Here is a 26341-nt window from a genome sequence, read left to right as displayed (position 1 = left end):
AGAATATCACATGAAAAAGTATATCACCCTTATTTTTGCAGTCTCTGTCTTGTTGACAGGATGCAAAAAAGAGTCAGAAGTTACTGAAACCCCAAAAGCACCTGAAGTGGAGAAGGTTGATGAGCATGAAGATCCTAACGTCGCACATTTCACGGAGGAACAGATTGAGACAGTTGGAATTCAAATGGGCAGTATTGAAAGTAAGGAGCTTTCAAATACCATAAAAGTAAGCGGTATGCTGACGGTTCCTAATCAGAATAAGGCGTTTGTAACACCCTCATACAGCGGTATAGTACGCTCCCTGAACGTACAACCTGGAAGTTATGTATCAAAAGGAAGAGTTATCGCAACCATATCAAACCCTGATTTAATTGTGATGCAGCAGCAGCTTCAGCAAGTCAATGGTCAGATCAGGATGGCAGAACTGGAAGTTACCCGTGCACAGCAGCTTTATAAAGGTAATGCCGCGCCGCTAAAGAAATTTCAGCAGGCACAGACAGATCTTGCAACATTACGCAGCCAGCGCTCGGGACTTCAGAAACAGCTCGGCAGCATTGGTGCCGCTCAGGGTTACAGTTCGGCACTTGCGGTACGGGCACCCATCAGCGGAACAGTAAGTAAAGTGATCGCGCAAATAGGCAGCAATGTTGATATGGCCACTCCAATCGCCGAAATTGTAAGCAACTCAGCGCTTCATTTGGATATCTATGTATATGAAAAAGACTTGAGTAAAGTGCAGCCGGGGCAAACCATTCACTTTACACTAACCAACAGTCCAGGAAAGGAGTACGATGCAAAAATAACTTCAATAGGTACAGCCTTTGAAGGAGAAAGCAAAACCGTTCCTGTTCACGCACAGGTCATAGGGGACCGCGTGGGTCTCATTGATGGCATGAATGTAACCGCCGTTATCAGTCTGGATAACCAAACTGCAGCCTCGGTTCCTACGGACGCCATAGTTAATGATAAGGGACAGGATTATATCTTTATTATGCAAGATGATAAAAACGAAGAAGATCGGGGAAATGTACCGGAGTCAGGAGAAAAAAGCAATAAAAAAGAATCTGAGGAAAAGGAAGTACGATTTGAAAAAATTCCAGTGGCTAAGGGAGTTACCGATTTAGGTTATACTCAAATCACCCCTTTAAAACCAATTCCTGACAATGCCCAAATAGTAGTTAAAAATGCCTTCTTTATCTTGGCTAAAATGAATAATAAGGGAGAGGAAGGTCATGGACATTAAGAAATAGTACGTCAAAATAAAAACTACAATACATTATTAAATATAACTTATGTCAAATAATAAATTACATATACATACCTACGACGAAAATGGCAATCAATTGTGCTGCACGCCGCAGGAAGGCAAGATATACAAAGATGCAGGCGCTAAAGTTCTGATCGAGGATAGCTGTTGCAGTATCACTGACAAAGCATATCGTTCCGCAAAAAAATCGCCGTCAGGGTCTAAGAAACTGAGCGAGGATGATGAACATACGGAGGATGATGGTCACGACCATTCAGCACAGGGGAAATCAACGTTTCAGCTGTTTCTGCCTGCAATTATTTCCTTCGTGATTTTGATGGTGGGATTAGCGATGGATTATTTGATCCCTCAATCCTGGTTCAAGGATTGGGTACGGATTGGCTGGTATGCAGCAGCATATCTTCCGGTAGGTTTGCCGGTTCTTAAAGAAGCGTTTGAAAGTATCCGGAAAGGAGATGTGTTTTCGGAGTTTTTCCTCATGTCCATCGCCACTATTGGGGCTTTCGCCATTGGCGAATATCCGGAAGGGGTGGCAGTGATGCTGTTTTACTCCGTGGGGGAAGTATTCCAAACTTTGGCCGTTCAGCGGGCAAAAGGTAATATCGCTGAATTGTTAGATCAGCGTCCTGATGAAGTGACCATCTTAGTAGATAATCGCCCACAAACGGTAAAAGCTGCAGACGTCGCACTAGAATCGGTCATCCAGTTGAAACCGGGAGAAAAACTAGCTCTGGATGGAATTTTGATTTCAGACAGTGCGTCGTTCAATACTTCAGCACTTACTGGCGAAAGCAAACCGGATACAAAACAGAAAAATGATGCCGTCCTTGCAGGGATGATTAACCTGAATACTGTTGCGCAGGTAAAGGTCAATACCCTTTACAGTGATTCGAAACTTTCAAAGATTCTGGAATTGGTACAGAATGCTACGGCCCAGAAAGCACCCACTGAATTGTTCATCAGGAAATTTGCACGCATCTATACCCCAATTGTGGTGTTTCTCGCCGTGGCAATTTGTCTGGCACCGTATTTTTTTGTGGATGAATATATTTTCCGGGACTGGTTATACCGCGCCCTTATATTCCTGGTAATATCCTGTCCATGTGCATTAGTGATTAGTATTCCACTCGGATACTTTGGTGGAATTGGTGCCGCAAGCAGAAATGGAATTTTATTTAAGGGTAGTAACTTTTTGGATGCGTTAGCAGAGGTGAAAAATGTGGTAATGGATAAAACCGGAACCATGACTGAAGGTGTTTTCAAAGTACAGACCGTAAATCTGAAACCGCAATTCGACCGGGAGTTAATTCTGAAATTAGTGAATGTAATCGAAAATTCATCCACCCATCCGGTGGCAACTGCAATTCATGAACACCTGGGTGAACCCGACCATACTGTTATTCTCGACAATGTAGAGGAAATAGCAGGACATGGCTTGAAAGGATCATATCAGGGAAAAGAGTTGCTTGTAGGAAACTTTAAACTGATGGATAAATTCAATGTCCAATATGATGTAAATCCAAATGATATTGTAGAAACAATAATTGCCGTTGCTTATGACGAAAAATTTGCTGGATACCTTACCATTGCAGACAGTATTAAGGAAGACGCAGCTGACACAGTGCAAAAACTTCACAGTCTGGGAGTAAAAGTCACGATGCTGAGCGGCGATAAATCAACTGTGGTCAAAGCCGTGGCAGAAAAACTGGGAATCACGAATGCTTTCGGCGATTTATTGCCTGAAGATAAAGTGAATAAAGTCAAAGAAATAAAAGCACGGAATGAAACGGTTGCATTTGTTGGCGACGGAGTCAACGATGCGCCGGTTGTAGCTTTAAGTGATGTTGGCATAGCGATGGGTGGCCTTGGGAGTGATGCCACCATTGAAACCGCTGATGTGGTAATTCAGGACGACAAACCTTCAAAAATCCCAATGGCCATTAATATTGGCAAGCAAACAAAAAAAATTGTTTGGCAGAACATCGCGTTGGCCTTTGGAGTAAAAGCAGTGGTGTTGGTATTAGGAGCAGGGGGGTTAGCCACGATGTGGGAAGCAGTCTTTGCAGATGTGGGCGTAGCATTGCTTGCCATACTAAATGCGGTAAGGATTCAGAAAATGAAATTTTAAACAAAGCGGGCTTCGGTCCGTTTTTTTATGGGAGATATTGTGCAAAAATAATGAGCCTCCAAAATATCCCCGCTGCCACAGCAAGTAACATAATGACAATTATACGCACAGGCCAGCCGCTACAACGTTGCCCTCCATTCCGCACGCCTGTGCTGAGCCTGCCGAAGTGCTTCATTACGTGCAAACCAGCACCATAGTGCCTATAATTGGAAATAATGCTTTTCTTGCAACGGGCAGATTTGTTTTTCGGAAACGGCTTTCTCCCCGGCTGCTTCCTACTAGTTTTCCAGCCAAAGATAAGACTCTAGCCTAAAATTTGTACCCGAAATAGGGGAAATGCAACAACGAAGGGCCGAAAAGGAAACCCAGAATGCCGGCCATAGAAATTTACCGTTATAGAAATGCAGCGACTCCGGCGCGGCTTTCTACCAAAATACTACATTTCCAACAACGACAACAGTGGTTTTCTGAAATTACTTTTTTTCTTTTCCGATGTTGTTTGCAACGAGCAGCAAAACGATCATTCCCGATATAGCCAGAAAAAGAAATGCTAAGACTAAAACGATATTTTCCATAATAATTTTTATAACATATTTATGCTACAAATATAAACTCGAGGTTTACGAAAATCGGTTTTGCTTAACGTGGAATACAATGCCAGGTTTATTATAGTAAAAGTTATGGCGCCAAAAATATTCGAGCCTCCTAAAGAAATTCTTCTAAAAAATTTTTTAGGATTCACTATATTCATTTGTCCCTCCCCCCACTCAAAACCCCCACCCATTTTGGGGAAATCAAGGTTCCCCCACCACTTATAGGAAAAGCAAAATTTGCAGCAGCATATTTTTTATTCAAGTTGAAAGCTGGATAAGTATGCAATGCGGATTCATTTCTTGTGGTGTAATGTCTAACTCATAATCCAAAAACAATGGTAAGAATTATCAATTACAAAAGAAGACTGGCAGAGGACAAAGAGTTCTTTGTGCTAGAAGTGCAGGGAGGTATTGAAATGGTATTAAGCAAAACTACTGGAATGTATTACGCAACTTCCAAAAAGGCCACTATTACCTCAACATTTGACGAGGAAACATGCAAATCCTTAATTGGATCAGAGTTCCCCGGTTCTGTAATTAAAGAGCAGTGTGAACCTTATGAATACACCATCCAGGATACAGGTGAAATTATTTCACTGTCTCACAGGTATGTTTACAGAGCAGAGGAGTTTGATCCATCTAAGGTTAATGCAACAACTGCAGACTTTGCAACTACTGAGTAGGTTGAACAAAATGTCCAAATTTTACCTTTAAATCATATATAGATTTGAGTAAAACTTGGACATTTATTTTTTTTAGCATCAGATTTTCTTTTTTTATATATAGGATTTAGGAAAATCTGATGCTTTTCATAATTTTTACATTAATGGTGCCCTTGAAAGCTGCACAAAATTTCTTTTTATATATTATAGTCCACGGAAAATATGTGCAGGGACTTTGAGGATTACCATTATGGATAATATATTATTTAATGTTTTTGACTAATGGTACTAGACGAATACCCTCCGAAATCTGCGAATACCAGTGAATATTTTAAGAAAGCTAATGCAAGTATGTGTATACCTGCTAATAGTCCCTCATTTACAGCATTAAACTTTAATGGTGATCTGTTCCGGTATAAGTATTAATAGCGAAAACTTATTACGTTTTCAAGTGAACCTTAAAATCTCGAAAGTCTCAATTTCCAACTTTTGAGAAATGATGTGCAGGGTGTATGCAGTAGGATTAGTTTTCCCGGCTTCTAATCTGGACATATTAGACTTTTCAAAATTACAAAGGGCAGCTAATTCAACTTGAGAAATATTTTTCGTTTCTCTTAGTTGTCTTATTCTTTTGCCTATTGCTATCTGAAATTCCTTTTTATCCACCAATTTTAACTAATAGCCAAAAGTGGTCATAAATGATAATCGCATGGTTATCATAAATGATACTTTGGTTATATTTGATAACTAAAAACTACATTTATGCAACGTATTTACATCTTATTTTATTCTTACTTTCAACTTTATCATTTCAATTCTGCTATTCACAACAAGATTTACAGTTGATACCCAATACAGGATGAAGCCAGATAGAAGTGTTGCTAATGAAAACTATTATTTTGGTTTTTATCCATCTGATGGGATTCTTTACACAAATCATAAATACTTAAGTATTCAAAAACAATACTTTATAAAATTTAAAGGTACTTTTTATGATAAAGCCAACTTGTTTAATATTGCATACACGACAGATGCTGTACAACATACATTGAAAAGAAGGCCAAATTCAGAATTAGGAGCTTTTTCGGTAATTTATAATGAAAAAAATGGTCAGGTTGTAGGAGTAAGGGTTGTTACGCAAGATTCAAGTGAAATCTATTTAACTGAGTTCGGAAAAAGAATATTATTTAATTAAAAAGAAAAATGATGAAAAAAGTTATACTGTTCCTTTGTTTATTATATAGTGCTTGGTTATCTTCTCAGATAGTTCCTGCAACAGAGGCTAGTTTGAAGAATTTTACCGCGTATTCCATGGAGGGGACCAATCCTTTTGGTAATGAACTTAGAAAGGCATTTGCGAATACCAGTGTGAAAGTACTCGAAGAAGGTAAGGTCACTAATATTCGATTTACAAGCTCATTAATTGGAAATGATGTTATTGACTTTGTAGTTACCAATGCAGTCAAAAGAATTAAACCTGATTATACGACATATGAGGTTCAGGCATTTAACGCAAAGGATCCATCAATTATCAAAAAAATTGAACAAATATACCTTGTGTATTCCGGGTCACAATTAAAAAGATTTGTTATAATAAGAAATGACGGAGCGGCTGAATTTTATTAATGCTCTGAATCATCTTAGTAAATTGAATGAGTCTCCTTTTGCCTTACAAAAAGTTGCTTACTGGCTTTACGAGTACAACGATTTATACATTGAGATTCTAAATCTCTCAAAAAATCCTTGTAATATCTGTGTAAGTAATGAAGCAGAGGGGTTACCTTTTGACTGTCTGGAAGAACCTGATTATTGCACAAAACAATACTCTTACTTTACGGATTTTTATAAAGGTGTAGAATACGGTGTAGATGTTCAGAGGTATGATTTAGAATGTAAAATTGCTCTTGATGAACTGGAAGAATGTAAAAATCTTTCAGATCAGAAGAATTGGCTAATTAAGTATTTTAATATCGGGATAAGTAAAGTGGCAATTTTCAGTTATGATCATCTAGATTACAGTGTGAAGAAAGGAGAGGTGGTCCATCCACATTTTGGAAACTCTCCAGTTGGTGAATTTGGTGTTTGCATTGACAGGAAGTATTATGAAAATCTGATTCAATTTATAAAAGTGTTTGAAGAATTATTTTACGAAAAGAAAGTATATCCGGAGAAACTGGAAAAAATAAGGAAGCAGATGGAAAAAATTGTAATTCCCATGATTCCAATACCGAAGATTGACTAACAGACCACCAACAGGTGGTTTTTTTATACCATTAACTAAATGAAAAATGATATTTATGATTACCTAATATTTAAGCTTGATGACCAATATGAAAAGTATGAATTTGTCCTTATTCCAATACCGCCGTATGAATTTGTAGAAAATGGATTGTCTTTGGAGCCATATGAGTACTTCGGTGATAGCACAGTCATATTGGGTTTAAGGACGAAGCAGATAATATTGTATTTTAATTGCGACATACTGATGAGAGTGAAGTTATTCTATAACGGTAACCGGCTGGAGTCTGTGAAGGATTTTTTGAACAGTATAGCAGTTAATTTGCCAGCATACATGACCCTCAGATTATATTACGATAATGGTGAACAACAAACCATTATCGAATACCAGAAGAAGATTCTTGGACAGAATAAATTAAAATTAAGTTAGCCAGTTTCAATCAGAGACTGGCTTTTTCAATTAACCAAAAAATCAATTATGAATAATAACGTTGCTGAGATTCAGGTCTCATATTCTCCACAAAAAATCTTAGATTTTAAAGTGGTTGACAGTAAGAAATCATTTGAACTGATGCTACAAAAGTGGGAGCAAGGAAGGATTGAAATGCAGGAAGAAGTGAAATTGCTTCTACTAAACAGGAATAATAAAGTCTTAGGGATTTATTCTCTGGCCACGGGTGGAATTACCTCTTGTGTGGTTGATGTTAGAATTATCCTGGCTGTAGCTTTGAAAGCATTGGCCACAGGAATAATTTTGGTTCACAATCATCCAAGTGGGAATTTGGCTCCCAGTGTAGATGACAAGAAAATAACAGAACAGCTAAACTTGTCTTGTAAGCTTATTGGAATTACATTGGTTGATCACCTTATTATAACCAGAGATGACTACTTCAGTTTTGCTGATGAAGGATTATTGTAATAAATTTAATCCTGCAATATTACAATTATTGCAAGACTTGCAGTATTACATAAATGTGTGTCAGTAATAATTTGCCGTCAACAATACGCCAACATTATTTCAGATAATGGTAAATAAATAAGAAATATCAGAATTTTGTTAATTTTTATATATCTGAAAATCAATTGAATACATATTAATAGAAGTTATTGTAAAAGTATTGATGGCTACTCATAATCAGCAAGTCCTTGGTTCGAGCCCAAGCTGGGCCACTTTAAATTGAAGCACTTACAGAAACGTAGGTGCTTCCTTCTTTTTATTACAGCTCTTTCTCCTGCTTGTATACATCCAATCCTTATTGATAAACTTTATTTTATAGGTAAGCTGCCCACTAATTTCCTATTTTACTTATTTGTACGTTCGATCAGATTTATTATCTGTTGGAATAAATATTGACAAGAGTCTTCAAATCTTTTTTATCACAAATTCAATTAACATCAAAAAAAGAATTATGAATGTACTGTTTGTCTTAACGTCCCACGCTGAGTTGGGAGATTCCGGTAAGAAAACCGGTTTCTGGATTGAGGAATTTGCCAGTCCTTATTATTACCTCACGGACAGGGGTGTTGAAGTGACATTGGCATCACCGGCGGGAGGTCAGCCGCCAATTGATCCTACCAGTGATCAACCTGAAAACCAGACTGAATCCACCATCCGCTTTAAAGGAGATGAGGCCCTGCAGGAAAAACTTAGCAGAACGCTGCCGCTGGCAGATGTAAGCGCAGATGATTATGATGCCGTTTTCTATCCGGGAGGTCACGGACCGCTTTGGGATTTGGCGGAAAGCGAGGATTCAAGGTTACTGATACAGACCTTTTATGGGATGCAGAAGCCTGTTGGATTCGTTTGCCACGCGCCGGCAGCTTTAAAGAATGTAAAAGATGATAAGGGTGAAGCGTTGGTAAAGGGTAAAAAAGTAACCGGGTTTTCCAATACTGAAGAGGAGCTTGTTCAGCTCAAAGAGGTCGTGCCCTTTCTTGTAGAAGATATGCTGAAAGAAAACGGTGGCAACTATTCCAAAGCGGGTGATTTTGAACCCTATGCTCTGGAAGACGGTCTTCTAATTACAGGACAGAATCCTGCTTCATCCGAAAAGGTAGCAGAACTTTTGCTGGCTCAGCTGAAAAAATAATTTTACACGGATAGGTGAAAGTTCCGTGATGCATGTCGCGGAATTTTTTATTGGTAGATAGCTCTCATTCTACTACGATGCAGGGTCGTGGACTCAATAAGTGAGGACAACCAATGCCATTACAGATTTTGTGCGAAATTAAAATGTCAGCAATTTCTGCTTCTTCATTGCCTCAGAAATCAATAAATTGCTTGCTCTTATAAATAATACCATGAAACTTACTGCCCAGGCTACCCTCCAGATTCAAAAAACGGTCGGGGAGGTATTTGAAGCCATAGTCAATCCTGATCACATGACTCAGTATTTTCTTTCGGAAAGCAGCGGCCGACTGGATTCCGGAAAGAATCTGACCTGGAAATTTCCGGAATTTGAGGATGTATTCCCGGTTACACAGGTTAGTGTAAAGACCCCGGATCATATCTCCTTTGTTTGGGACCCTGAAACCACAGTTAACATCTTCCTGAATGCTCAGGCCGACCAAAGTACGTTGGTCAAAGTTACAGAAGGCGATAAGGAGCTGGATGACGATAACCTGAAATGGCTTATCAGTAATACCGAAGGCTGGGCCAACTTTCTGGCCTGCCTAAAGGCTTACCTAGAATATGGAGTGCACCTCCGCAAAGGTGCCTACGATTTTATGAGAAAATAAACAGTTGGCTTGGGGACTCATACAGGTACAGGGTTTAGGTTACGCGTTTATTATTGCTGGCGCTCACCCACTTTTCCTTTCCGCAATGCGAACAGTTACCCGCCGCTCCCACTGCTTTTTCTTCTGTAAAGCCACAAAACGTGCAGGAGTAGTAGCCCGCTTTTTCAATCTGTTTTAAAGGATTGTCCAGGGAATTCAGCATAATGGGCAGGCCGTAGCGGATTTCATCAGCTTCGAGGAAAAAGACACTAACACCGCCTGAGGTTTCCTCGATAGCTGTTTCTATCTGTCCGAGGTGGGAGATTCCGCGTAAACGGAGCTCGGCGAAGAATTCGTCGTTCCCGAGATTCTCTTTCTTAAAATTTTCAAGTTCAAAAACCCCGTCCCTGATCAGGCATACCGGCTTGCCCTCTACCATGTCTTCAAATCTTTTGGATTTACCCAGAAAATAGGTAAGTAGCGCATACAATGCGATGATTACTATAAAAACCAGAAGCGAGAACACAATTCCCACATCCTTATAAAACATAGGGTCGCCCGCGGCCGATCCCAAACCGATAATGACTACAAGCTCAAAAACCGAAAGCTGCTTCACGCCTCTTTTTCCCAGAATCCGAAGTCCCAGAATAATAATCAGGAACATGATGACGGTTCTCAGGATGACTTCCGGCAGGAACGACCAGTCTTCGGACCCAAGTAACAGGTCCTTCCAGTCTATAACGGCAATGGTATTCATAGAGTAGTGTTTCGGCAGCTATAGCGAAAAGAATGCCTATTTGGAAAACAGGGCTTGCGGATTAGGCAAAATGATTTCCGGGTAGCCGCTTTAACAAAGAAATCCTCCTGAACTTTGAAATTCAGGAGGATTTTATTGGAAATTATAAACTTGTTCAGCCAGTTATTTTTTAATGAATTTAAGCGTTCTTGCTTCCACCGATGGGCCACTTATCTCCAGAAAATAAACGCCTGCCGGCAAATCGGATACTTCCACCTTACCCTCTTTTATTACACGTGACCTGACCAGTTTTCCGTCCGTTGCGAAAATCTTAGCATCTGAATACCTGCTGGTTTCTCCGGTGAGATGAATGGTTTCCTGTGCCGGATTCGGGAAAATCTGCAGTTTTGATGCTGGGTCAGCATTAACTGTGCTCAGAAACACCTCATTAAGTGCCTGTGCACCGGTGGTAGTTTGGTTAATGCCCAGCAGCGGAACACTTATGTTGGCGCTGGTGTAGGAAAGTATAGGGAACTTCCGCACATTATCATAATAAGTGTAGGTAGTGTTCGTTACCGTACCTATCGGTACCAGGAAAAGGATATCACTGCTTTGGTGAAGGTTCAGATTCTGCACAGATTTCAGGCGCAGTACATTCGGATAGGTTTGGGATCCTAAAATCAGCGTGCCGGCAGCATCTGCAGTATTGGTGATGGTTCCTTTAAAGATTCCTGACGCTGCAGATGAGGTGAAAGTCCCCTGAGCCTGATCTGTCTCATTATAACCAAAGGCGGCCGGATACGTGATCACTGTTCCGTTGTTCACTGAAAAATTCAGCGTCGCATCGGGTGTGATAAGTCCCGTAATTTCCAGCTTGGTGGCTGTTTGCTTGTAAAGTACCGTATTTCCAAGGCCGTTCATCTTAATGGTGCTACCCGGGAAAGTGGTAAGTTCCGACGCACTGGGCGCTGTGTAGGTGGTTGCCGTAGCTGCTCCCTGAGTAAGGCTGCCGTTCTGAAAAGTTACACCTGCGCCGGTAGCGGAATTATCTACAGTACCGTTCACGGTTACATTATTTACCGTTTCGCCCACAACAGGATCATTAAATGCTTTGGTTATGGTGGTTTGAGCGGAAACCATACCTGTAAACGCTGTAATAAGCAGTATTGATTTTTTCATCGAATATTTTTTGCAAATATAAGTTGAAATAAGAAAAGGAATCTATGTACTTTATAAATATGTTTATATAATTTTACTCTAATTATGTAAAATGAGTAAAAGTGGTTTACTTCATGTTTTAACAGACTGCTACAAAATCATACTCAGCTGCACCCTTTTCCGCACTTCATCAACTTCCGTTACTTTTACCTGAACATGTTGGTGCAGTTTTACCACCTCGTTTACATCCGAAACAAAACCTTCTTTAAGTTGGGAGATGTGAACCAATCCACTTTCCTTGATGCCAAGGTCCACAAAACAGCCGAAAGCCGTAATATTGTTCACGATTCCGGGCAAAATCATGCCTGGTTTTAAATCCTTAATGCCTTTCACACTTGGGTCGAACTCAAAGACTTTTGCAGCTTTTCGCGGGTCCAGGCCCGGCTTTTCCAGTTCTTTCAGGATATCTCTGATTCCCAGGATCCCGATGGTTTCAGTAATATAATTCTCAGGATCAATTTGCACGATCTTCTCTTTGTTGGCAATAAGGTCTGCAGTTTTGAGGCCCAAATCTCTCGCCATCTTTTCAACAATGGGGTAGGCTTCCGGATGGACCGCCGAATTGTCCAGCGGATTCTTCCCGTTGGCAATCCTTACAAAAGCTGCCGCCTGCTGATAAGCTTTTTCGCCAAGCCTTGGAACTTTTTTAAGCTGCTTCCGGTCTTCAAAAGCACCGTTTTCCGTACGGAAATTCACAATGTTTTCGGCCATCTTATCACCAATTCCCGAAACGTAGCTCAGCAAAGATTTGCTGGCGGTATTCAGGTTAATGCCCACCGAGTTTACACATTTCATGACGGTGGAGTCGAGTTCATTTTTCAGTTGGCTCTGGTCCACATCGTGCTGATACTGGCCCACACCAATGGATTTTGCATCGATTTTCACAAGTTCTGCCAGCGGGTCCGAAAGTCTTCTGCCGATAGAAATGGCACCACGCACGGTGACGTCGAAGGACGGGAATTCTTCCCGCGCAATCTTGCTCGCCGAATAAACAGAAGCCCCCGCTTCCGAGACTACAAAGACCTGCGGCGGTTTATCGAAGGCGATTTTCCTTATGAAGAATTCCGTTTCGCGGCTGGCTGTACCGTTGCCTATGGATATTGCCTGAATATTATAGGCATTCACCATCGAGCGGATTTTCTTCATGGCCATGCCCGTTTCGTTCTGCGGTGCATGCGGATAGATGGTTTCGTTGTGCAGTAAATCGCCTTTCTCATCCAGACAAACAACTTTGCAGCCGCTTCGGTAGCCGGGGTCTATAGCCAGTATTCGTTTTTCACCCAATGGCGCTGCCAGAAGCAGTTGCCTTAGGTTTTCTGAAAATATGGAAATTGCTTTTTCATCGGCTTTTTCTTTTGCCTCCTGCAGCGTTTCATTGGCAAGTGCGGGTTCCAGCAGCCTTTTGTAACTGTCCTTTATGGCCAGCCTGATCTGCTCCGTACATTCATTATGTGATTTAATGATGGCCTGTTCAATAAGGTTAATGGCTTCATCCTTATCAGTCTCAGCTTTGGTCTTTACAAAACCTTCAGTTTCCGCTCTCAGCATGGCCAAAAGCCGGTGCGAGGGAATGCGGTTCAGGTTTTCTTCCCACTCGAAATACTGACTGTACTTTTGGGCGGCTTCTTCGTCTTTTTTGGTTTTAACTACCCTGGACGAAATCATGGCTTTCCTTTGGAAAAGCCGGCGCAGATTTTTTCTCACATACCCATTTTCATTGATCCATTCGGCCATAATATCACGGGCGCCCTGCAGTGCTTCCTCCTCTGTATTGACTTCTGCATTCAGATATTTCAGAGCCAGCGACTGCAGGCCATTTGCCTTCTGACTCATTATGATTTTGGCTAAAGGTTCCAGTCCCTTCTCCTTCGCCGCGTCGGCTTTGGTTTTGCGGCGTTTTTTATAAGGAAGGTAAAGGTCTTCCAGTTCCTGAGCGTCAAAACTGCTGTCAATGCGCTGTTTAAGTTCAGAAGTTAATGCGTCCTGTTCTGTAATGGATTTCAGGATGCTTTCTTTCCTTTTAATGATTTCTTCAAACTGCGTATTCAGTTTCGCGATCTGTTCAATCTGCACTTCATCCAGGTTTCCTGTAGCATCCTTTCGGTAGCGCGAAATAAAGGGAACAGTGCAGTCTTCCGCAAGCAGTTTTAGTGTTGCATTAATGTATTTATCAGAAATTTGAAGGGATTGTTGGATAAAACCGGTGGATGTCATTAGCAATTTTTGGAAATGCTAAAATAGGGATTTTGAAGATGAAATGATTTTGTTGAAAATAGTAGGGAAGTGAGAAGCGCAGAATATAAAATAAATAAAAAACCGTTCTCACTTCTGTTTGAACGCCTTTTTATCCTGTTTGTTGGTATATTATTTCCTGATGAATCTGCTGCTCAGCACCGTCTCATTTTTATCCTCAACGGTAATGAAGTAAACACCGGCTGAAAGTTCAGACACATCAACAGTTCCTCTTTTGGAAACTTCTCCTTTCTTTATCAAACGCCCGGCAGGGTCGTGAACTGAATATTCCGCATCCGCAGAAACTTTGGTGATGTGGAGAACGTCGGTTACTGGATTCGGATAAATTTTCAAGCCATTTTCTGCGCCTACTTCCGTGGTGGCCATGGCATTGTCCATATCGAAGCCCATAGTGGCCAACCTGTGCTGAACTGTACCGCTGGCATTATTCATATTGCCGAAGACCGTTCGCGAATTCACGTTTATGGAGCCCTGCATAATCTGAAATCCCGGTGAGTATCCCTCCTGCGAAAGCTCTACCATCAGGTTCTGTGTAGGATCATACGGGAAAGGCGTCTGAAGCGATATTTTGATATAATTGCCGCTTATCACCGGCGTGTTATAATTGCCGGAATACACGGTCTGCAGGCCTGTAATAAAAGTGGAATTTGGGAAAATAGTCATTGTGGTCGTGCCCATCTTAACTTTCAGGTTGGTAATATTGGGCAATGCTGCCGTTGAGGCTTTAAGATAGATCGCGACAATATTCCCTGCCGGTGCGGTCGGGAAATCACTTGGGTAATATATGGACTGCCTGAAGTTACTTGATGAGTTCGCAAAGGGAATGGTATTGGCAATTTCAGTGGTCCCGGTGTACATATACTGCTGAGCATAACCCTGTACAGCCATCGCCGCGAATAAAAAAAGGAAGTTAATTTTTTTCATAGCTAATTATTTTGAGGTTTGAAGTTATGAATTCAGAGACCATTATTCACTGTCTTAGATAGAGGTCTTTAAAAAATCTACTTATTTTATAGATATGTTGTACAGTAAAGGCTTTTATTTTTTGAGGTTTTTAGTGTTTTACAATATATGTTGAATAAACTGTAAATAACTTTTGAAGAAGTGCGAAAAGACTTAGTTAGAAAAAGTCACCGGAATCTAGGAATTGGCATCATGGGTTGACGCTCTTTACTTTTACATTTATCCAATGACTGAAACTCAAAAGCAAATCCTGGAAGAAATCTCAGGATATATGAACCAAAATCCTGGACAGCGTTTTGCACAGGTACTTTTTAACCTGGATATTACGCAGTTTAAACCCAGCTCCGGTGAAGTCCGGGACATCTTTTACGATACGGATGAGGTAGTATTGGAAAGAATTAGAGAAAGGATTGTGCAGTTTAAGGAACCAAAATAGTAAGACACCCGGTTGTCATTCCAAAGGAACTTTGCAATACGCAGCAATTGTGAGGAGGCTGCACAATTTCAGTATTGCTGGTTCTGTATGGATCACTTGCACTTCAGGAAGTCGTCTAAGGTCTTTCCCCATTAGGCATTGCAGCATTACTTATACTCCGGTCTCGCCTGAAAAATATTGATAGCGGCCTTCTTGGATTATTGTAGCGGCAGCGTAGAGTGGAGCGGGACTTGAATAAGGCCAAAGCTTCACATTTGGCGAAATCTGCTTCAGTATCCCGTTTTAAAAAAAGATTTACGAAAATATATTTTCCAGTTACGGTACATTGGGGGCATTATTGCATGAGCAGTAAAAGAAATTCGGTAGAGACTTTATCATCCTAATTATCAGGCAGCCGTAATCTCGGTAGCAGTCAATATACATAGGATCCGTCAGGCTGGTAATCCTTTGAAACGAAATACGTCTGTTGGTACAATATTTCAGCGAGAATTCAGGAACAGAGTCAGAAACGTTTTTACCACAACATTTATATCACTATAATGAAAAAAAGTCTTTTAGAATCAGTAGGCAGTTGGTCTTCGGAATGTGAGATTTGCTATGGCAACGAATCAGAGACTGTTCAGTTTGGTTGTGTACAGGGAAGAAATATATGTTTAACCTGCATTCAGAAATATGAGTTAAAAAATTCGGACAGGACCCTTAATGAAGAACGCTCCCAGGTGCTAGAGAAAATCAGGGAGGAAATAAATGAAGTGATGGACGGGCAACATGTTCTCCGCGAAAATTTAAACAGTTGTGACAGTGAAAAGCTGTCCAAAATGATCGAATAATTAAACATAATCTGTGAGACCAAAATTAAACTGTCGGAAATGATTGCAGTAGCTTCGGTGTTGGAAGAAGATATTCTGAAGTTAAGGCATTCAGCGCATACTGATCCTATGAGTTTAAGCCATAAGGTAAGCCGGCAAAAGGATATAGAAGCAAATCTTATCACACAGAAACAATTGCTGGATAAAGTTTTAATACTGGGAGTATGCGAAGGATTAAATTATTACAAATCGTCCCAAATCTGATTTCCGGGTTAATTCCGTTCTATATTCCGGCTAGACTAACAAATATTTAAGTTGGAGGCAAAGTCCGCGGAACTGTAGGCTGTCAGCCTCGGTTCAGCATACCTTTTCTTATTTTAAATCAGGCTGTGTTTCGAGCAATTTTTCTTAAGATATTTCCGTCACCTTTCCTCAGTCTGATTACAAAACAAGACTTCCATCGTGTGTTCAGATGTTATAAACCCGAAGTGTGGGAAGCTGGAATTGCTGCTTCATTTTTGCCTCGCTGTTTCCGGAACTGCACATAAAGAACCGTTCCCGCGATAATTTCAACTGAAGCGCCGGCCAGAGCGGAGTAGAAGGCGCCGGCCTGGAGGGCAAAAAGTACAAAAGCTGCCGCTCCCAGCAGCGCACCCATCAGCCAGTAGACTTTCAGGCCGTAAAGCGTGGTAAAAGTAAGGTATCGTCCGCCAATGATCATGAAACCGGACTCAAATCCCTCAAATTCCCTACTTTTGCACCATGCACCATGAAACCACCTTTAACTACCTAAAGCGCTTTCTGACTGACGAAAGGCTGGAGAAAATAGAGAGTTATGCGCCCGAGAGTTCGGATTTTGTGCTGCCCGTAATGGAGGATATTTTTCAGTTCCGGAATGCCGCGGCCATTGTAAGGTCGGTGGAGGCCTGTGGTTTTCACAAAATTGTGGCCATGGAAAGTATTAATGAGTTCAGCCCCAATCCCAAGGTGACCAAAGGTGCCGAAACCTGGGTAGAGGTTGAGAAGATGCCGCACTCGCTGGATTCGCTGCGGCAAATTAAGAACCGCGGGTTTAAAATCCTGGCCGTCTCGCCGGAAAACAATGCCACAATGCTTCCGGATTACGACCTCACCGAACCTGTGGCACTGGTTTTTGGCACCGAAAAAGAAGGTGTCACCGACGAAATCCTGAATTTTGCGGATGAAACCCTGGCCATTCCCATGTACGGTTTCACCAAAAGCTTCAATGTTTCGGTGGCGGCTGCCATCTGCTTTTATGAGCTCAAACAGAAACTCATCAGGTCGGGCACGGACTACAAACTCTCCGGCGAGAAACTCTGGGAACTCAAGGTGCGCTGGGCCCGGAATTCCATTCCGCGCGGCCAGGAGGTCCTGGACAATTACCTGAAGTCATTGGAAAGCCAGATATAACCTTAAGCTTTTCATCATAAATACAAATGCTCCGAAGCCTGAACTCCGGAGCATTTTTGTGGACAAACACCTCTTATTTCATTTGGTAAAGGGTGTTGCTGCCGCTGCCCAAAACGGTGGTCGGCATTACGCCGTCCCATTTCAGCACGCGCTGGTATTCCACATAGGTAGAGGTGATTTCCTGCTGCTTCAGGCTGATGGCCTTGGCATCGGCCTGTGCACGGATCACGATGGAGGCGGAGTCACCTTTGGCCAGCTGGATTTTCCTCTGCGCATCGGCCTGGGCTACACGCGCCTGGGCTTCGGCTTTGATGGCATCGGCATCAGCGGTCGCCTTGTCCTCAATGGACTGGCGGATGGCTTTGGGCGGCTGGATATTGGTCTTAAGCTGCGATACCAGGAACCATTTTCCGATTCTTTTGTTCACCTCAGATAAAATCTCGGCTTCGTAAGTTTCCCTGTTATTGAAAAGGTAATCGATGGAGTGTCTGTTGGCCACATCATTGATCGCCCCGATGATGGCGTTGTTCAGCCAGCCTTCCTGTATGGCTTCCAGTCCGCCCTTGGTGTAGGTGGAACGCAGGTTGGTAAACATATCAGCGGCCGTACTTTCCTTCACCGAATAGTTGAAGGAAGGCTTGATGGGGCAGGGGAAACCGCCTTTGGCCACGATAATGGATTCCGGATATTCTATATGACGCTGGTCCAGCGGGATTTCCTGGATTTCCTGCGTGTATTTATTGTAGAACACGACTCCTGAAACTTCCTCGGTGTAAGAGACGCCACGCTTGTCGCCCAGCAGATTGATGAGCAGTCCTTTGTGTCCCACGCTGATGACATCGTAATTCATAGGTTGGAGCAGTGCGGCCACTATGGCTACAAAAATGAAAGTGGCGGGTTTCCACTTCATACCGGTGGGTGTGCGCCGGCCGTTTTTGTCCGGCTCGGAGTAGGTGAGGAGATCCAGTTTGCGGGTGAAAATCCCGATAATGACAATGAGTGCAATAAGCAGCAATAGTAAAAATGTTAACGACATATAAATAGTTTTTAATGGTTTTGATTAATAATAGGGAAATTTTATGAAAATTCAAAGTATTTGTATCAATAAACTATTAAAATGTGTTAATTCTATATAAATTAATTTACGATGATGATTTATGTTGCTTGTATTCAGGTCTTTAGGGGTTTGCCGTAGAATCGGTCAGTAAATTGTTAAATTTAAGCTTCAAGTCTGACTTCTTTGTCCAAATAAAAAAAACGCTCCTGAAAAGGAGCGCACATGTTTTTATGTGGCTGTTCTTAAAAGTTCATAAACAGTTTGGGGTTAACCGGAGTATTGTTCTTGTGAACCTCGTAGTGAAGGTGTGGTCCGGTGGAGCGGCCGCTGTTTCCTGATTTGGCTATCACATGATTTACTTTTACCTTGTCATTGGTGCGTACCAGGATATCGGAGAGGTGAGCGTAAAGTGTGGCGAGTCCGTTTCCATGCGAAACAATCACACAGTTGCCGTAACCGCCTTTCTGGCCCGCAAAGATAACGGTACCCGCGGCAGTACATCTTACGTCGCTGCCATAAGACACAGCGAAATCCATCCCCTTATGAAACTGGATCTGGTCCGGTTCTGCCGGAGCGTTATTGACCTCGCGAACAGTCGATTTTTTAGCCGAAGCAGGAGCGCTGATGGTGGCTGAGGCAGCTGCTGAGGCAGGAACGGTAACATTGGCGTATACAGGTACTGTTTTCTTGCTGATATTACCGAGGCTGTCTTTTTCCTCCACTATCTTCACAGATACCACCTTGCGCTCCACAGTTGTGGTGGGTACAGCTGCTACAGGTGCGCTGGGCCTTGCGGCCGGCGTTTTTACAGAAGCAAGCACAGTGCGGAAAGGAATGGGGTTTTTCCTTTTGCCAAAATTAGAGGAGATATAACCGTCGCTCGGCATTCCCAGGGGCACCTGCATCAGTTTGTTCTGCAAATCCATAAGGTATTGGCTGTAACGGTTGGATTGTTTGGCCAGATAAACAGAACTTGCCAGACTGTCCTGATCCAGCTGTTCCACTTTCAGGTTGGAAACATTTCTGGACGCGAGAAAAGAGTTGAGGTCGCGCACCGTGTTGTCTACCTGAAGCAGGTCATTCTTCATTCTGGCATAATCCACACTGTCTTTCTGGGTGTTGATTTTTACAAGATTGACTTCATAATTCCGGTCGTCCCTGGTGTTCCACAGTTTGGCAATAATGAGTGACTGTGCAAAGATTACCGCGAGGAACCCGCCCAGCAGCAGCCTCATTTTCCTCTTTTTTGTAAATAACTTTTTCATTGTAAGAAATTGCGTGCTGTATGTTTTAAATAACAGTCGGCAAAATTAAAAAAAAATGAACATGACTGTCATTTTTTAACAGAACTTTAGTTTAGAGTAGTATTAACGCAGAAAAAATGATTAAATTGTATAATCAGGCGTGTTTCGTTACATTAATCATAAAGAGACCACTCCGGCCTTTTGCCTATCTTTGCAACCTCGAATTGTGTTATGGTAAATAAAAATACAGCAGCAGAAAATTTGGCATCAGCCGCACAGAAAGGATCTGCCGGCATACGCGTGGGGGTTGTCGGAAGCGGCAGTTTTGCCACTGCCATTGTAAAGATGCTGGTGGAGAACTGTGATAAGGTGCACTGGTGTGTACGCAGTGAGTTTGTGAAAGGTGCGGTTGAACTTCGCGGCCACAATCCCACTTACCTTACTTCAGTAAGTTTTGACCTCAATAAGCTCAATATTACTACAGACATCAACGAACTGGTAAGCGCCTGTGATATTATCGTACTGGCCACGCCATCCATTTATCTTTCCGATGCGATGGACAGGCTGCAGGTAGACTATTCGGATAGGATATTCGTATCTGCAATCAAAGGTATTGTACCAAAGGTGAATGATGTGGTGGCACATTACCTTAGACAGGAATTCAACATCGGCTTCCGCAACCAGGCTGTGCTGGCAGGTCCCTGCCATGCCGAAGAGGTAGGGATGGAGAGGCTTTCTTATCTCACCATCGCCACCGTGGAAGATAAGGTTTCAGAGAAACTGAACAGCATCTTTGCCTCGTCATTCATCAAGGTGACTGCCAGCAAGGATGTCCTGGGCAATGAGTACAGCGCCATCCTTAAAAATATTTACGCGGTGGGAGCCGGTATCGCAAGTGGTCTGGGTTACGGCGATAACTTTACCGCGGTATTTGTGTCCAATGCGGTACGCGAGATGGAATCATTTCTGGAGGCTATTTATGAGGCACCCCGCGACGTTAATGACAGTGCTTATCTGGGCGACCTCCTGGTTACTGCCTATTCACTTTTCTCCAGGAACCGAAGCCTGGGAAATTTGATCGGCAAAGGCTATACGGTAAAATCGGCGATTCAGTCTATGAATATGGTGGCCGAGGGCTACTATGCCGCCGATTCGATTTATGCCACAGCCAAGGAGAAAAACGTGAAGACACCCATCATAGATGCGATTTACAGAATACTGTATAATGAGGAAAACGCTGAAAATGTTTTTGCCGAACTTACGGCAGAACTGAATTAGGATTTCTTCTGAATATTATAATCAGGTTATCAATGAACGGTTCCGACACCATTACCGTACCACGGCCCACAGTTGCACCTGAACTGTTGGAGCAGCTGCAAAACCTCACCGAAGTGGAGCGGCAGGTCATCGTGCATTGCTGTTTTCCGGCTACGCCCTTCTGGGGCAGCTTAATCCGCATCTGGCCCACCACTTATCTCATTGATGATGCAAGTGGCACCCGTAGCCAGCTCGTACATTCAGAAAATATCTCAATGGCACCGTACTGGACCGAAGTTCCGCCAATGAAAGATTTCTGGTTTACACTGATTTTTTCGGGCTTGCCCAAATCCTGTACCCAGTTTGATCTTAAAGAGCTGATTGCCGAAGAGGGCGGTTTCTGTGTGAGGAATATCAGGAGAAACGGTACTGATGTTTACAGAGTAAAGATTGAATAGTGTATATTGTACTTTCAATTATCTACGAAGGCACATGATGAATAAACTGACTCTACTCCTGCTCATGCTGATTTCCCAACTGGTATCTTCTCAGGAAGTCTCCGGTTACACGGCGGAAATCCGGAAGTTTCAGGCAGAGATCAACCGTGAGTACAGGGACGCTAAAGAATCGCCGCTGCGTGGTGAGCACCTGGCAAATTTCAGGGGACACCCATTCTTCCCGATTAATTCAAACTATAAAGTTCAGGCTCAATTCAGGAAAACTCCTGATGCGGTACCGTTTAATATTCCTACCTCCTCGGGTCACGCCCGCCCTTATGTGGAATATGGCGAAGCCGAATTCAGCAGAGACGGGAAAACATACACACTGAAAATTTATCAGAGTGTGGAACTGGTACAGAAGCCCGAATATAAGAACCATCTTTTCCTGCCTTTCCGTGACGCGACGAACGGTAATGAAACTTATGGTGGCGGCCGTTATCTGGACCTTGAGATTCCTGAAGGTGTTGTAATTGTGATTGATTTCAATAAAGCCTATCAGCCGTACTGTGCCTATAATGCTTATGATTACAGCTGTCCGGTGGTGCCGGCCGGGAATACACTGCCATATTCAGTAATGGCGGGTGTGAAATATGATGATATTTATTTCAAATAATCAGAATTGAACTGATGGTAAGTAAATTCCCGGGTAAAATAAAACTGCTGAATCTGAGAGTGTTTCTCATTTTCAGTATTCTTGTGCTGGCGGCTAAAATTAGTTACAGTATTTTCAGTGGATTCCCCGGCGGGACCTATGAGGACTGGGATATCGCCCAGAACCTGGTAAAATACGGTGTTTATTCAGAATTCATTACTATTGGCCCAACCGCGTACAAATTACCTGCTTATCCTCTTTTCCTCAGTTGTTTTATCTGGCTGTTTGGGGATTTTGCAAAAGAAGCGGTGGTATTGGTCCAGCACTGTATTTTATTTCTGGTGCCGCTTCAAATCATCGGTCTTTTCCGGGTCTTTCACAAAACCAGGGCAGGAATTTTGGCTGCCTACCTATTTATTTTTTCGCCCTTTTATTTCTATTATTCCAATGTGCTGGAAATAACCAATATCTTTATTCCTGTTTTTCTGCTTTGGATCCGCCAGTTTCTCCGCATTTATATGTCGCGTGCTGGTTCATATAAAGACATCTTGCTCCTTGGAGTTTTTACAGGGGTCCTCTTCCTTACACAGGTTATTGTGGTTCCTTTGGTTCTGCTACTTTTAACAGGTCTTTTGTTTATGCGTAAGATGCGGTTATACGGAGCCGTACTTCTGCTGGGATCGGCTGCTCTTCTGTATTCACCCTGGGTGATCCGGAATTATGTCATTTTTGATAAAGTTATCCTCACTAAAACCCCGTTCTGGCAAAATATCTACCTGAGTCTGATACCACCCGTTAATGTGTGCGACAGTGTAAAGCTTATTTCTGCCCAGCATGATCTGTATACTTTTCAGCTCAGGAAAACGGTGGATGAATTTGAGATGGAAAAAATCTACAGAACTGAGGTGCTGCGTGTGCTGGAAAACAGGGAAGAGGTAATAGTACTGAAGGCCTTGCAGAATGCAGGGTTGTTGTGGTATGTCCCGACACGTTACTTTTATGATCCCTCCGCAGCTGTGGTTGCCCGTAAGATTTTTGTCATTCTGTTGAATTTGCTTACGCTCTTCGCACTGTTTCATCTGTGGCGGCGGTACCGGCTTCTGTTCTGGGTATCACTGTTGTTGTTCGGAGCGTTTACCGCGCCCTATATGATAGGACATGCGGCCAATATGAGGTTCAAACTGGACTTTGAGTGGTATCAGTACTCCCTGATTGCACTTTTTCTGTATGAGCGCACCGGCCTTTTCCGGATGAATTACGGGAAGACTAAAAAAGTTGCTGCACAATCTCCAGCGAAGCCGGAATCCGGAAATCACTGAAATGATAATGGTAATACACCAAAATGCTGTCCATAAAAGCTTTGCGCTGCTGCGGCGCGATGGCAACAGTATATGGCGCACTGCCGGATAATATTTCTTTCCAGATGGCGGACAGCTCAGCATCAAAAAGATCATGCACTTTATTTTCGGTAAAACTGCCGCTTTCAGGATCCAGAAAAGCGCCCGGACCAACCAGGGGCTGAACGCCTGAGATTTCAAGAAATCTTACCATAAAGATAAGGTGTGCACGGAAATTATTACCGTTCAGCTCTTCCAGAAAATGCGCTGTCTCAGCATAGATCCCCGGGTTCACGCCTTCGTTCCTGAGTACCTGATTCAGGAAATCGGCCATGAAGAATATGACCGAATTGGCCTTGATATTATGAGGAACCTGTGAGCCCTGAACCGGTTCCAGCCTGGAGACGGGTAACATGCTGCCAGCCACCGGGTTTTTGTACATGGTAAAGGATAGCTCCGCCAGCGGGTGCAGGTAAGCTTTCCGTTTGCTCTTTTTTCCGTAAACACCTTTCACGAAAAGACTTTGGTAACCTTTTTCACCTGTAAAACAGTGAAGCACACAGTCATTGTCGCCGTATTTCAAATAGGAAAGCAGGAAACCGTTAAGGTGCAGCATCTTTTAATTTACCACCGCAATTTTGGCGGTTGCTTTATCTGTACCGTCGGCGTTGGTCATAAGCACAAAGTAAACTCCGGAGGCTACACGTTTTCCGCGCTGATTGTTGAGGTCCCACTGGTGAAAACCTCCTCGGGCGACAGCCTGATGAACCAGATTTCCGGCCGCGTCTACAATGCGGATATTTGTTCTTTCGGCCAGACCGCGGATGGTGACAAATCCCTTGAAATTTGCTGTTACCACCGGGTTGGGATATACCACCACATTTCCGAAGTTTGAAGTGACATCCACCACATCACCCTGATAAACCACAATTCCGTCAAAGGTCACAAAATAAACTTTACCTGTCCTGTTATCCACTTTAATGTCCGTGATACTGTTGGTAGGTATAGGCGAGTTTTCGCGTGTAAACTGCAGCAAAGTCCTTTCACCGTTGGCACTCAGCAGATAGGCGCCACCACCGTCTACCGAAACCCATTTATAGTTTCCGGAGTCTACTTCAACCTGCAGTATGGCTCCGTCGCGGAAGAGTTCTTCCGGAATACCGTTCTGCTCAATAATAACGGGCTCAAGCTGTGGACTGTTCTTCACCTCGGTGGGTGCCGAGGGCAGGATCCTTAAACCGGTATCGGTTCCTATCCAGGCATCATCATTTTTATCGAAAGCGATGGAAATCGTACCTTCTGAGTTTGTGGGCAGTCCATTTTGGTCAGTGATATTGTACGGCACATCGTCCGAAAAGTTCAGCGGTGAATTTTTATAGTCATAGGCCATTAGGTCGGTGGTACGTGGCAGGGGAATCCACATCAGGTCGCCGTAAAAAACCGGTTTCTGCGTGGAGAAGCTTACGGGAAGATTTCTGGTCAGGAAGGTATCCGCGGCTCTGTCGTAGGCCATGATTCCGGCTGAAAATGAGTTGGTGGCATCGTTGAAAAGATAACCTATGGTTCCCATCAGATTATTGTTGCCGTCGAAGGCCAGTCCCGTAGGCCGGTTATAGGAATGGTTGGTGGAGGTGGGGTAGAATTTCTGAAGACTGAAATCCTTTGATGAAGCCTCGTATTTCATTCTGTAAATGCCCTGTCCGGGTTTTTCCGTGTGGTTTGCAAAGAAAACTTCGTCAGTATCCGCGGGGTTGGCTACCACATCCATTACATTATATACGGTATCCGTATTGTCAATGAACATGGTGGGATATACCCACTGCATACCGTCAAAATGATAGAAACCAAGGTTGGCCGGGTCGGGCTGTGAACCGTTGTAACGGTCTTTACGCGCGCCCGAAGATACCCAGAGTTTGTTATTCCTGATTTCAATCTTATAGGACCTGTTGTTAAAGGGCCCGTCGGGCTTTATGGAACTTTTGGCGGCATTCATGATGCCTGAACGCTGAGTTCCGGCAAAGACCTGTCCGCCTATGTAAGTCCCCGTATTACAGGGCTGTGCAAATCCGGCACTGTTTACAGCTGCTCCGCCGGTCGTGAATACATAAATGCGCTCATTGTCTGTTACGGTGATGTGCTGATCAGTGACAACAACATCGGAAATTTTACCAAAAGCCTGTGTCAGTTGGGAAAAGGCGGTGCCGTTACCGTAATAAACGTTGTTGGCGGTGGCGTATACCGTTGTGTTTTCAGAATCTGCATGAATGAAATTACCGGCTGTCTGGGTATTCCAGGTGGAGTACACCGGGAAGGTTACATCAATTTCGTGTGTTTTTAGTCCGGTAGCGGTAGCGGCGTAAACGGTATTGTCCTTTATAGTGGCCTCATTGGCCGCTTCAAAACCGGTACCTGTGGTAAAGAAGGCCGATTGGGCAAATTCTTTTTTCTTAAGGTCAAATATGGAAACTCCGTAGCCAACGGAGATTACGGCCCTGTCACCGCTGATAGAAATATGGTTAATCCGCTTATCACCATTATAACCGGTAGCAATGGGAATATCCACCACATAGGTGATTCCCCCGGGTGTAATTACGTCCATGGAACCGTTTCTGTAGCCTACCAGGCCTATTCCGGTCTGAGGATTATAGTCGAATGCTGAAATCTTTACTTCGTGCAGGCCATTTGCTTTTGAAAGTTTGGTGATCTCGCCGGACGAAAGGTTATAGTAAAAGATACCGTTCTCGGTGGCGGCCACGAGTTTTCCGTTATCCTCTTTTATGGCCAGCACATTGTTATATGAAAACAGGTCGCTCCATTTTTTTGATGAGATGGTTTGCCCGGTTACTAGGCTGCCGGCAGAAATTAGTACGGAAAACAGTATTGCTTTTTTCATTTGTATTTT

28 protein-coding genes are annotated in these 26341 nt (G+C 43.0%); 18 read left to right on the top strand and 10 right to left on the bottom strand.

What is annotated here, in order from left to right:
• Window positions 1-10: 10 nt before the first annotated feature.
• The 3 genes from P0M11_RS08220 to P0M11_RS08210 all read left to right on the top strand — a co-directional run bounded on the left by P0M11_RS08220 (window position 11) and on the right by P0M11_RS08210 (window position 4671).
• Entirely contained in the window at window positions 11-1243 is a 1233-nt protein-coding gene (locus tag P0M11_RS08220; protein WP_275625232.1) for an efflux RND transporter periplasmic adaptor subunit, read from the top strand.
• Window positions 1244-1292: 49 nt separating this feature from the next.
• Complete coding sequence (locus P0M11_RS08215; RefSeq protein ID WP_275625231.1) at window positions 1293-3395, top strand: heavy metal translocating P-type ATPase; 2103 nt, start codon at window positions 1293-1295, stop codon at window positions 3393-3395.
• A 928-nt stretch (window positions 3396-4323) separates the two neighbouring features.
• The gene (locus P0M11_RS08210) at window positions 4324-4671 is read left to right on the top strand and encodes a hypothetical protein (protein WP_275625230.1); all 348 of its coding nucleotides are present in this window, start codon (window positions 4324-4326) and stop codon (window positions 4669-4671) included.
• 426 nt (window positions 4672-5097) lie between these two features.
• On the opposite strand, the gene P0M11_RS08205 is transcribed toward P0M11_RS08210, so the two are convergent.
• Window positions 5098-5316: a helix-turn-helix transcriptional regulator gene (locus P0M11_RS08205; protein WP_275625229.1), complete on the bottom strand. Its 219-nt coding sequence runs from the start codon at window positions 5314-5316 to the stop codon at window positions 5098-5100.
• A 193-nt stretch (window positions 5317-5509) separates the two neighbouring features.
• Here P0M11_RS08205 and P0M11_RS08200 point away from each other — a divergent pair, with 193 nt between their 5' ends.
• The 7 genes from P0M11_RS08200 to P0M11_RS08170 all read left to right on the top strand — a co-directional run bounded on the left by P0M11_RS08200 (window position 5510) and on the right by P0M11_RS08170 (window position 9627).
• Window positions 5510-5845, top strand: coding sequence for a hypothetical protein (locus P0M11_RS08200; protein ID WP_275625228.1), 336 nt, complete (start codon window positions 5510-5512; stop codon window positions 5843-5845).
• A gap of 8 nt (window positions 5846-5853) precedes the next feature.
• Window positions 5854-6276, top strand: a complete 423-nt coding sequence (locus tag P0M11_RS08195) for a hypothetical protein (RefSeq protein WP_275625227.1) — start codon at window positions 5854-5856, stop codon at window positions 6274-6276.
• A gap of 22 nt (window positions 6277-6298) precedes the next feature.
• Window positions 6299-6892, top strand: coding sequence for a hypothetical protein (locus P0M11_RS08190; RefSeq protein WP_275625226.1), 594 nt, complete (start codon window positions 6299-6301; stop codon window positions 6890-6892).
• 39 nt (window positions 6893-6931) lie between these two features.
• On the top strand, window positions 6932-7318 hold the full coding sequence (locus P0M11_RS08185) for a hypothetical protein (RefSeq protein WP_275625225.1): 387 nt from the start codon (window positions 6932-6934) through the stop codon (window positions 7316-7318).
• A gap of 48 nt (window positions 7319-7366) precedes the next feature.
• Complete coding sequence (locus P0M11_RS08180; protein WP_275625224.1) at window positions 7367-7807, top strand: JAB domain-containing protein; 441 nt, start codon at window positions 7367-7369, stop codon at window positions 7805-7807.
• 490 nt (window positions 7808-8297) lie between these two features.
• Window positions 8298-8978, top strand: coding sequence for a type 1 glutamine amidotransferase domain-containing protein (locus P0M11_RS08175; protein ID WP_345774359.1), 681 nt, complete (start codon window positions 8298-8300; stop codon window positions 8976-8978).
• A 211-nt stretch (window positions 8979-9189) separates the two neighbouring features.
• Window positions 9190-9627 (top strand): SRPBCC domain-containing protein, encoded by a 438-nt coding sequence (locus P0M11_RS08170; RefSeq protein WP_275625223.1) that lies wholly within the window; start codon window positions 9190-9192, stop codon window positions 9625-9627.
• A 34-nt stretch (window positions 9628-9661) separates the two neighbouring features.
• Here P0M11_RS08170 and P0M11_RS08165 read toward each other — a convergent pair whose 3' ends face one another.
• The 4 genes from P0M11_RS08165 to P0M11_RS08150 form a co-directional block, all read right to left on the bottom strand.
• Entirely contained in the window at window positions 9662-10363 is a 702-nt protein-coding gene (locus P0M11_RS08165) for a YetF domain-containing protein (protein ID WP_275625222.1), read from the bottom strand.
• A gap of 162 nt (window positions 10364-10525) precedes the next feature.
• Window positions 10526-11521: a T9SS type A sorting domain-containing protein gene (locus P0M11_RS08160; protein WP_275625221.1), complete on the bottom strand. Its 996-nt coding sequence runs from the start codon at window positions 11519-11521 to the stop codon at window positions 10526-10528.
• 129 nt (window positions 11522-11650) lie between these two features.
• The gene (locus P0M11_RS08155) at window positions 11651-13774 is read right to left on the bottom strand and encodes a Tex family protein (RefSeq protein WP_275625220.1); all 2124 of its coding nucleotides are present in this window, start codon (window positions 13772-13774) and stop codon (window positions 11651-11653) included.
• Window positions 13775-13924: 150 nt separating this feature from the next.
• Window positions 13925-14737, bottom strand: coding sequence for a T9SS type A sorting domain-containing protein (locus tag P0M11_RS08150; protein ID WP_275625219.1), 813 nt, complete (start codon window positions 14735-14737; stop codon window positions 13925-13927).
• A gap of 265 nt (window positions 14738-15002) precedes the next feature.
• On the opposite strand from P0M11_RS08150, the gene P0M11_RS08145 reads away from it, so the two are divergent.
• The 3 genes from P0M11_RS08145 (at window position 15003) to P0M11_RS08135 (ending at window position 16285) form a co-directional block, all read left to right on the top strand.
• Window positions 15003-15212 (top strand): hypothetical protein, encoded by a 210-nt coding sequence (locus P0M11_RS08145; RefSeq protein WP_275625218.1) that lies wholly within the window; start codon window positions 15003-15005, stop codon window positions 15210-15212.
• A 539-nt stretch (window positions 15213-15751) separates the two neighbouring features.
• Entirely contained in the window at window positions 15752-16042 is a 291-nt protein-coding gene (locus P0M11_RS08140; RefSeq protein WP_275625217.1) for a hypothetical protein, read from the top strand.
• Between the two features lie 39 nt (window positions 16043-16081).
• The gene (locus P0M11_RS08135) at window positions 16082-16285 is read left to right on the top strand and encodes a hypothetical protein (RefSeq protein WP_275625216.1); all 204 of its coding nucleotides are present in this window, start codon (window positions 16082-16084) and stop codon (window positions 16283-16285) included.
• Window positions 16286-16496: 211 nt separating this feature from the next.
• Here P0M11_RS08135 and P0M11_RS08130 read toward each other — a convergent pair whose 3' ends face one another.
• Window positions 16497-16742, bottom strand: coding sequence for a hypothetical protein (locus P0M11_RS08130; protein ID WP_275625215.1), 246 nt, complete (start codon window positions 16740-16742; stop codon window positions 16497-16499).
• Window positions 16743-16783: 41 nt separating this feature from the next.
• Here P0M11_RS08130 and P0M11_RS08125 point away from each other — a divergent pair, with 41 nt between their 5' ends.
• The gene (locus P0M11_RS08125) at window positions 16784-17452 is read left to right on the top strand and encodes an RNA methyltransferase (RefSeq protein ID WP_275625214.1); all 669 of its coding nucleotides are present in this window, start codon (window positions 16784-16786) and stop codon (window positions 17450-17452) included.
• Window positions 17453-17525: 73 nt separating this feature from the next.
• On the opposite strand, the gene P0M11_RS08120 is transcribed toward P0M11_RS08125, so the two are convergent.
• Window positions 17526-18488, bottom strand: a complete 963-nt coding sequence (locus P0M11_RS08120; protein ID WP_158063487.1) for an SPFH domain-containing protein — start codon at window positions 18486-18488, stop codon at window positions 17526-17528.
• A gap of 263 nt (window positions 18489-18751) precedes the next feature.
• Window positions 18752-19774: a M23 family metallopeptidase gene (locus P0M11_RS08115; protein WP_275625213.1), complete on the bottom strand. Its 1023-nt coding sequence runs from the start codon at window positions 19772-19774 to the stop codon at window positions 18752-18754.
• A 210-nt stretch (window positions 19775-19984) separates the two neighbouring features.
• On the opposite strand from P0M11_RS08115, the gene P0M11_RS08110 reads away from it, so the two are divergent.
• Genes P0M11_RS08110 through P0M11_RS08095 form a run of 4 tightly spaced genes read left to right on the top strand, consistent with a single transcriptional unit; the run spans window position 19985 to window position 23421 of the window.
• A complete protein-coding gene (locus tag P0M11_RS08110) occupies window positions 19985-21031 on the top strand; it encodes an NAD(P)H-dependent glycerol-3-phosphate dehydrogenase (protein ID WP_275625212.1) in 1047 nt (348 codons plus the stop codon).
• Window positions 21032-21063: 32 nt separating this feature from the next.
• Complete coding sequence (locus P0M11_RS08105) at window positions 21064-21468, top strand: hypothetical protein (protein ID WP_275625211.1); 405 nt, start codon at window positions 21064-21066, stop codon at window positions 21466-21468.
• 34 nt (window positions 21469-21502) lie between these two features.
• Entirely contained in the window at window positions 21503-22123 is a 621-nt protein-coding gene (locus P0M11_RS08100; protein ID WP_275625210.1) for a DUF1684 domain-containing protein, read from the top strand.
• Between the two features lie 14 nt (window positions 22124-22137).
• Complete coding sequence (locus P0M11_RS08095) at window positions 22138-23421, top strand: hypothetical protein (RefSeq protein ID WP_275625209.1); 1284 nt, start codon at window positions 22138-22140, stop codon at window positions 23419-23421.
• Here the strand turns inward: P0M11_RS08095 and recO are convergent.
• Both recO and P0M11_RS08085 read right to left on the bottom strand, forming a co-directional pair.
• On the bottom strand, window positions 23369-24055 hold the full coding sequence (gene recO / locus P0M11_RS08090) for a DNA repair protein RecO (protein ID WP_275625208.1): 687 nt from the start codon (window positions 24053-24055) through the stop codon (window positions 23369-23371). The genes P0M11_RS08095 and recO overlap by 53 nt on opposite strands.
• Window positions 24056-24058: 3 nt before the next feature.
• Entirely contained in the window at window positions 24059-26332 is a 2274-nt protein-coding gene (locus P0M11_RS08085) for a T9SS type A sorting domain-containing protein (protein ID WP_275625207.1), read from the bottom strand.
• Window positions 26333-26341 lie beyond the last annotated feature (9 nt).

This window comes from Kaistella sp. PBT33-4, assembly GCF_029194425.1.
Classification (GTDB): Bacteria; Bacteroidota; Bacteroidia; order Flavobacteriales; family Weeksellaceae; genus Marnyiella.
This window is presented reverse-complemented; position numbering and strand designations above follow the sequence as displayed.

What these genes read in the sequence shown, in the direction of transcription:
- P0M11_RS08220 (WP_275625232.1), top strand. Translation starts at nt 11, where the DNA reads ATGAAAAAGTATATCACCCTTATTTTTGCAGTCTCTGTCTTGTTGACA.
- P0M11_RS08215 (WP_275625231.1), top strand. Translation starts at nt 1,293, where the DNA reads ATGTCAAATAATAAATTACATATACATACCTACGACGAAAATGGCAAT.
- P0M11_RS08210 (WP_275625230.1), top strand. Translation starts at nt 4,324, where the DNA reads ATGGTAAGAATTATCAATTACAAAAGAAGACTGGCAGAGGACAAAGAG.
- P0M11_RS08200 (WP_275625228.1), top strand. Translation starts at nt 5,510, where the DNA reads ATGAAGCCAGATAGAAGTGTTGCTAATGAAAACTATTATTTTGGTTTT.
- P0M11_RS08195 (WP_275625227.1), top strand. Translation starts at nt 5,854, where the DNA reads ATGATGAAAAAAGTTATACTGTTCCTTTGTTTATTATATAGTGCTTGG.
- P0M11_RS08185 (WP_275625225.1), top strand. Translation starts at nt 6,932, where the DNA reads ATGAAAAATGATATTTATGATTACCTAATATTTAAGCTTGATGACCAA.
- P0M11_RS08180 (WP_275625224.1), top strand. Translation starts at nt 7,367, where the DNA reads ATGAATAATAACGTTGCTGAGATTCAGGTCTCATATTCTCCACAAAAA.
- P0M11_RS08175 (WP_345774359.1), top strand. Translation starts at nt 8,298, where the DNA reads ATGAATGTACTGTTTGTCTTAACGTCCCACGCTGAGTTGGGAGATTCC.
- P0M11_RS08170 (WP_275625223.1), top strand. Translation starts at nt 9,190, where the DNA reads ATGAAACTTACTGCCCAGGCTACCCTCCAGATTCAAAAAACGGTCGGG.
- P0M11_RS08165 (WP_275625222.1), bottom strand. Translation starts at nt 10,363, where the DNA reads ATGAATACCATTGCCGTTATAGACTGGAAGGACCTGTTACTTGGGTCC.
- P0M11_RS08160 (WP_275625221.1), bottom strand. Translation starts at nt 11,521, where the DNA reads ATGAAAAAATCAATACTGCTTATTACAGCGTTTACAGGTATGGTTTCC.
- P0M11_RS08155 (WP_275625220.1), bottom strand. Translation starts at nt 13,774, where the DNA reads ATGACATCCACCGGTTTTATCCAACAATCCCTTCAAATTTCTGATAAA.
- P0M11_RS08150 (WP_275625219.1), bottom strand. Translation starts at nt 14,737, where the DNA reads ATGAAAAAAATTAACTTCCTTTTTTTATTCGCGGCGATGGCTGTACAG.
- P0M11_RS08145 (WP_275625218.1), top strand. Translation starts at nt 15,003, where the DNA reads ATGACTGAAACTCAAAAGCAAATCCTGGAAGAAATCTCAGGATATATG.
- P0M11_RS08140 (WP_275625217.1), top strand. Translation starts at nt 15,752, where the DNA reads ATGAAAAAAAGTCTTTTAGAATCAGTAGGCAGTTGGTCTTCGGAATGT.
- P0M11_RS08135 (WP_275625216.1), top strand. Translation starts at nt 16,082, where the DNA reads ATGATTGCAGTAGCTTCGGTGTTGGAAGAAGATATTCTGAAGTTAAGG.
- P0M11_RS08130 (WP_275625215.1), bottom strand. Translation starts at nt 16,742, where the DNA reads ATGATCATTGGCGGACGATACCTTACTTTTACCACGCTTTACGGCCTG.
- P0M11_RS08125 (WP_275625214.1), top strand. Translation starts at nt 16,784, where the DNA reads ATGCACCATGAAACCACCTTTAACTACCTAAAGCGCTTTCTGACTGAC.
- P0M11_RS08120 (WP_158063487.1), bottom strand. Translation starts at nt 18,488, where the DNA reads ATGTCGTTAACATTTTTACTATTGCTGCTTATTGCACTCATTGTCATT.
- P0M11_RS08115 (WP_275625213.1), bottom strand. Translation starts at nt 19,774, where the DNA reads ATGAAAAAGTTATTTACAAAAAAGAGGAAAATGAGGCTGCTGCTGGGC.
- P0M11_RS08110 (WP_275625212.1), top strand. Translation starts at nt 19,985, where the DNA reads ATGGTAAATAAAAATACAGCAGCAGAAAATTTGGCATCAGCCGCACAG.
- P0M11_RS08105 (WP_275625211.1), top strand. Translation starts at nt 21,064, where the DNA reads ATGAACGGTTCCGACACCATTACCGTACCACGGCCCACAGTTGCACCT.
- P0M11_RS08100 (WP_275625210.1), top strand. Translation starts at nt 21,503, where the DNA reads ATGATGAATAAACTGACTCTACTCCTGCTCATGCTGATTTCCCAACTG.
- P0M11_RS08095 (WP_275625209.1), top strand. Translation starts at nt 22,138, where the DNA reads ATGGTAAGTAAATTCCCGGGTAAAATAAAACTGCTGAATCTGAGAGTG.
- recO (WP_275625208.1), bottom strand. Translation starts at nt 24,055, where the DNA reads ATGCTGCACCTTAACGGTTTCCTGCTTTCCTATTTGAAATACGGCGAC.
- P0M11_RS08085 (WP_275625207.1), bottom strand. Translation starts at nt 26,332, where the DNA reads ATGAAAAAAGCAATACTGTTTTCCGTACTAATTTCTGCCGGCAGCCTA.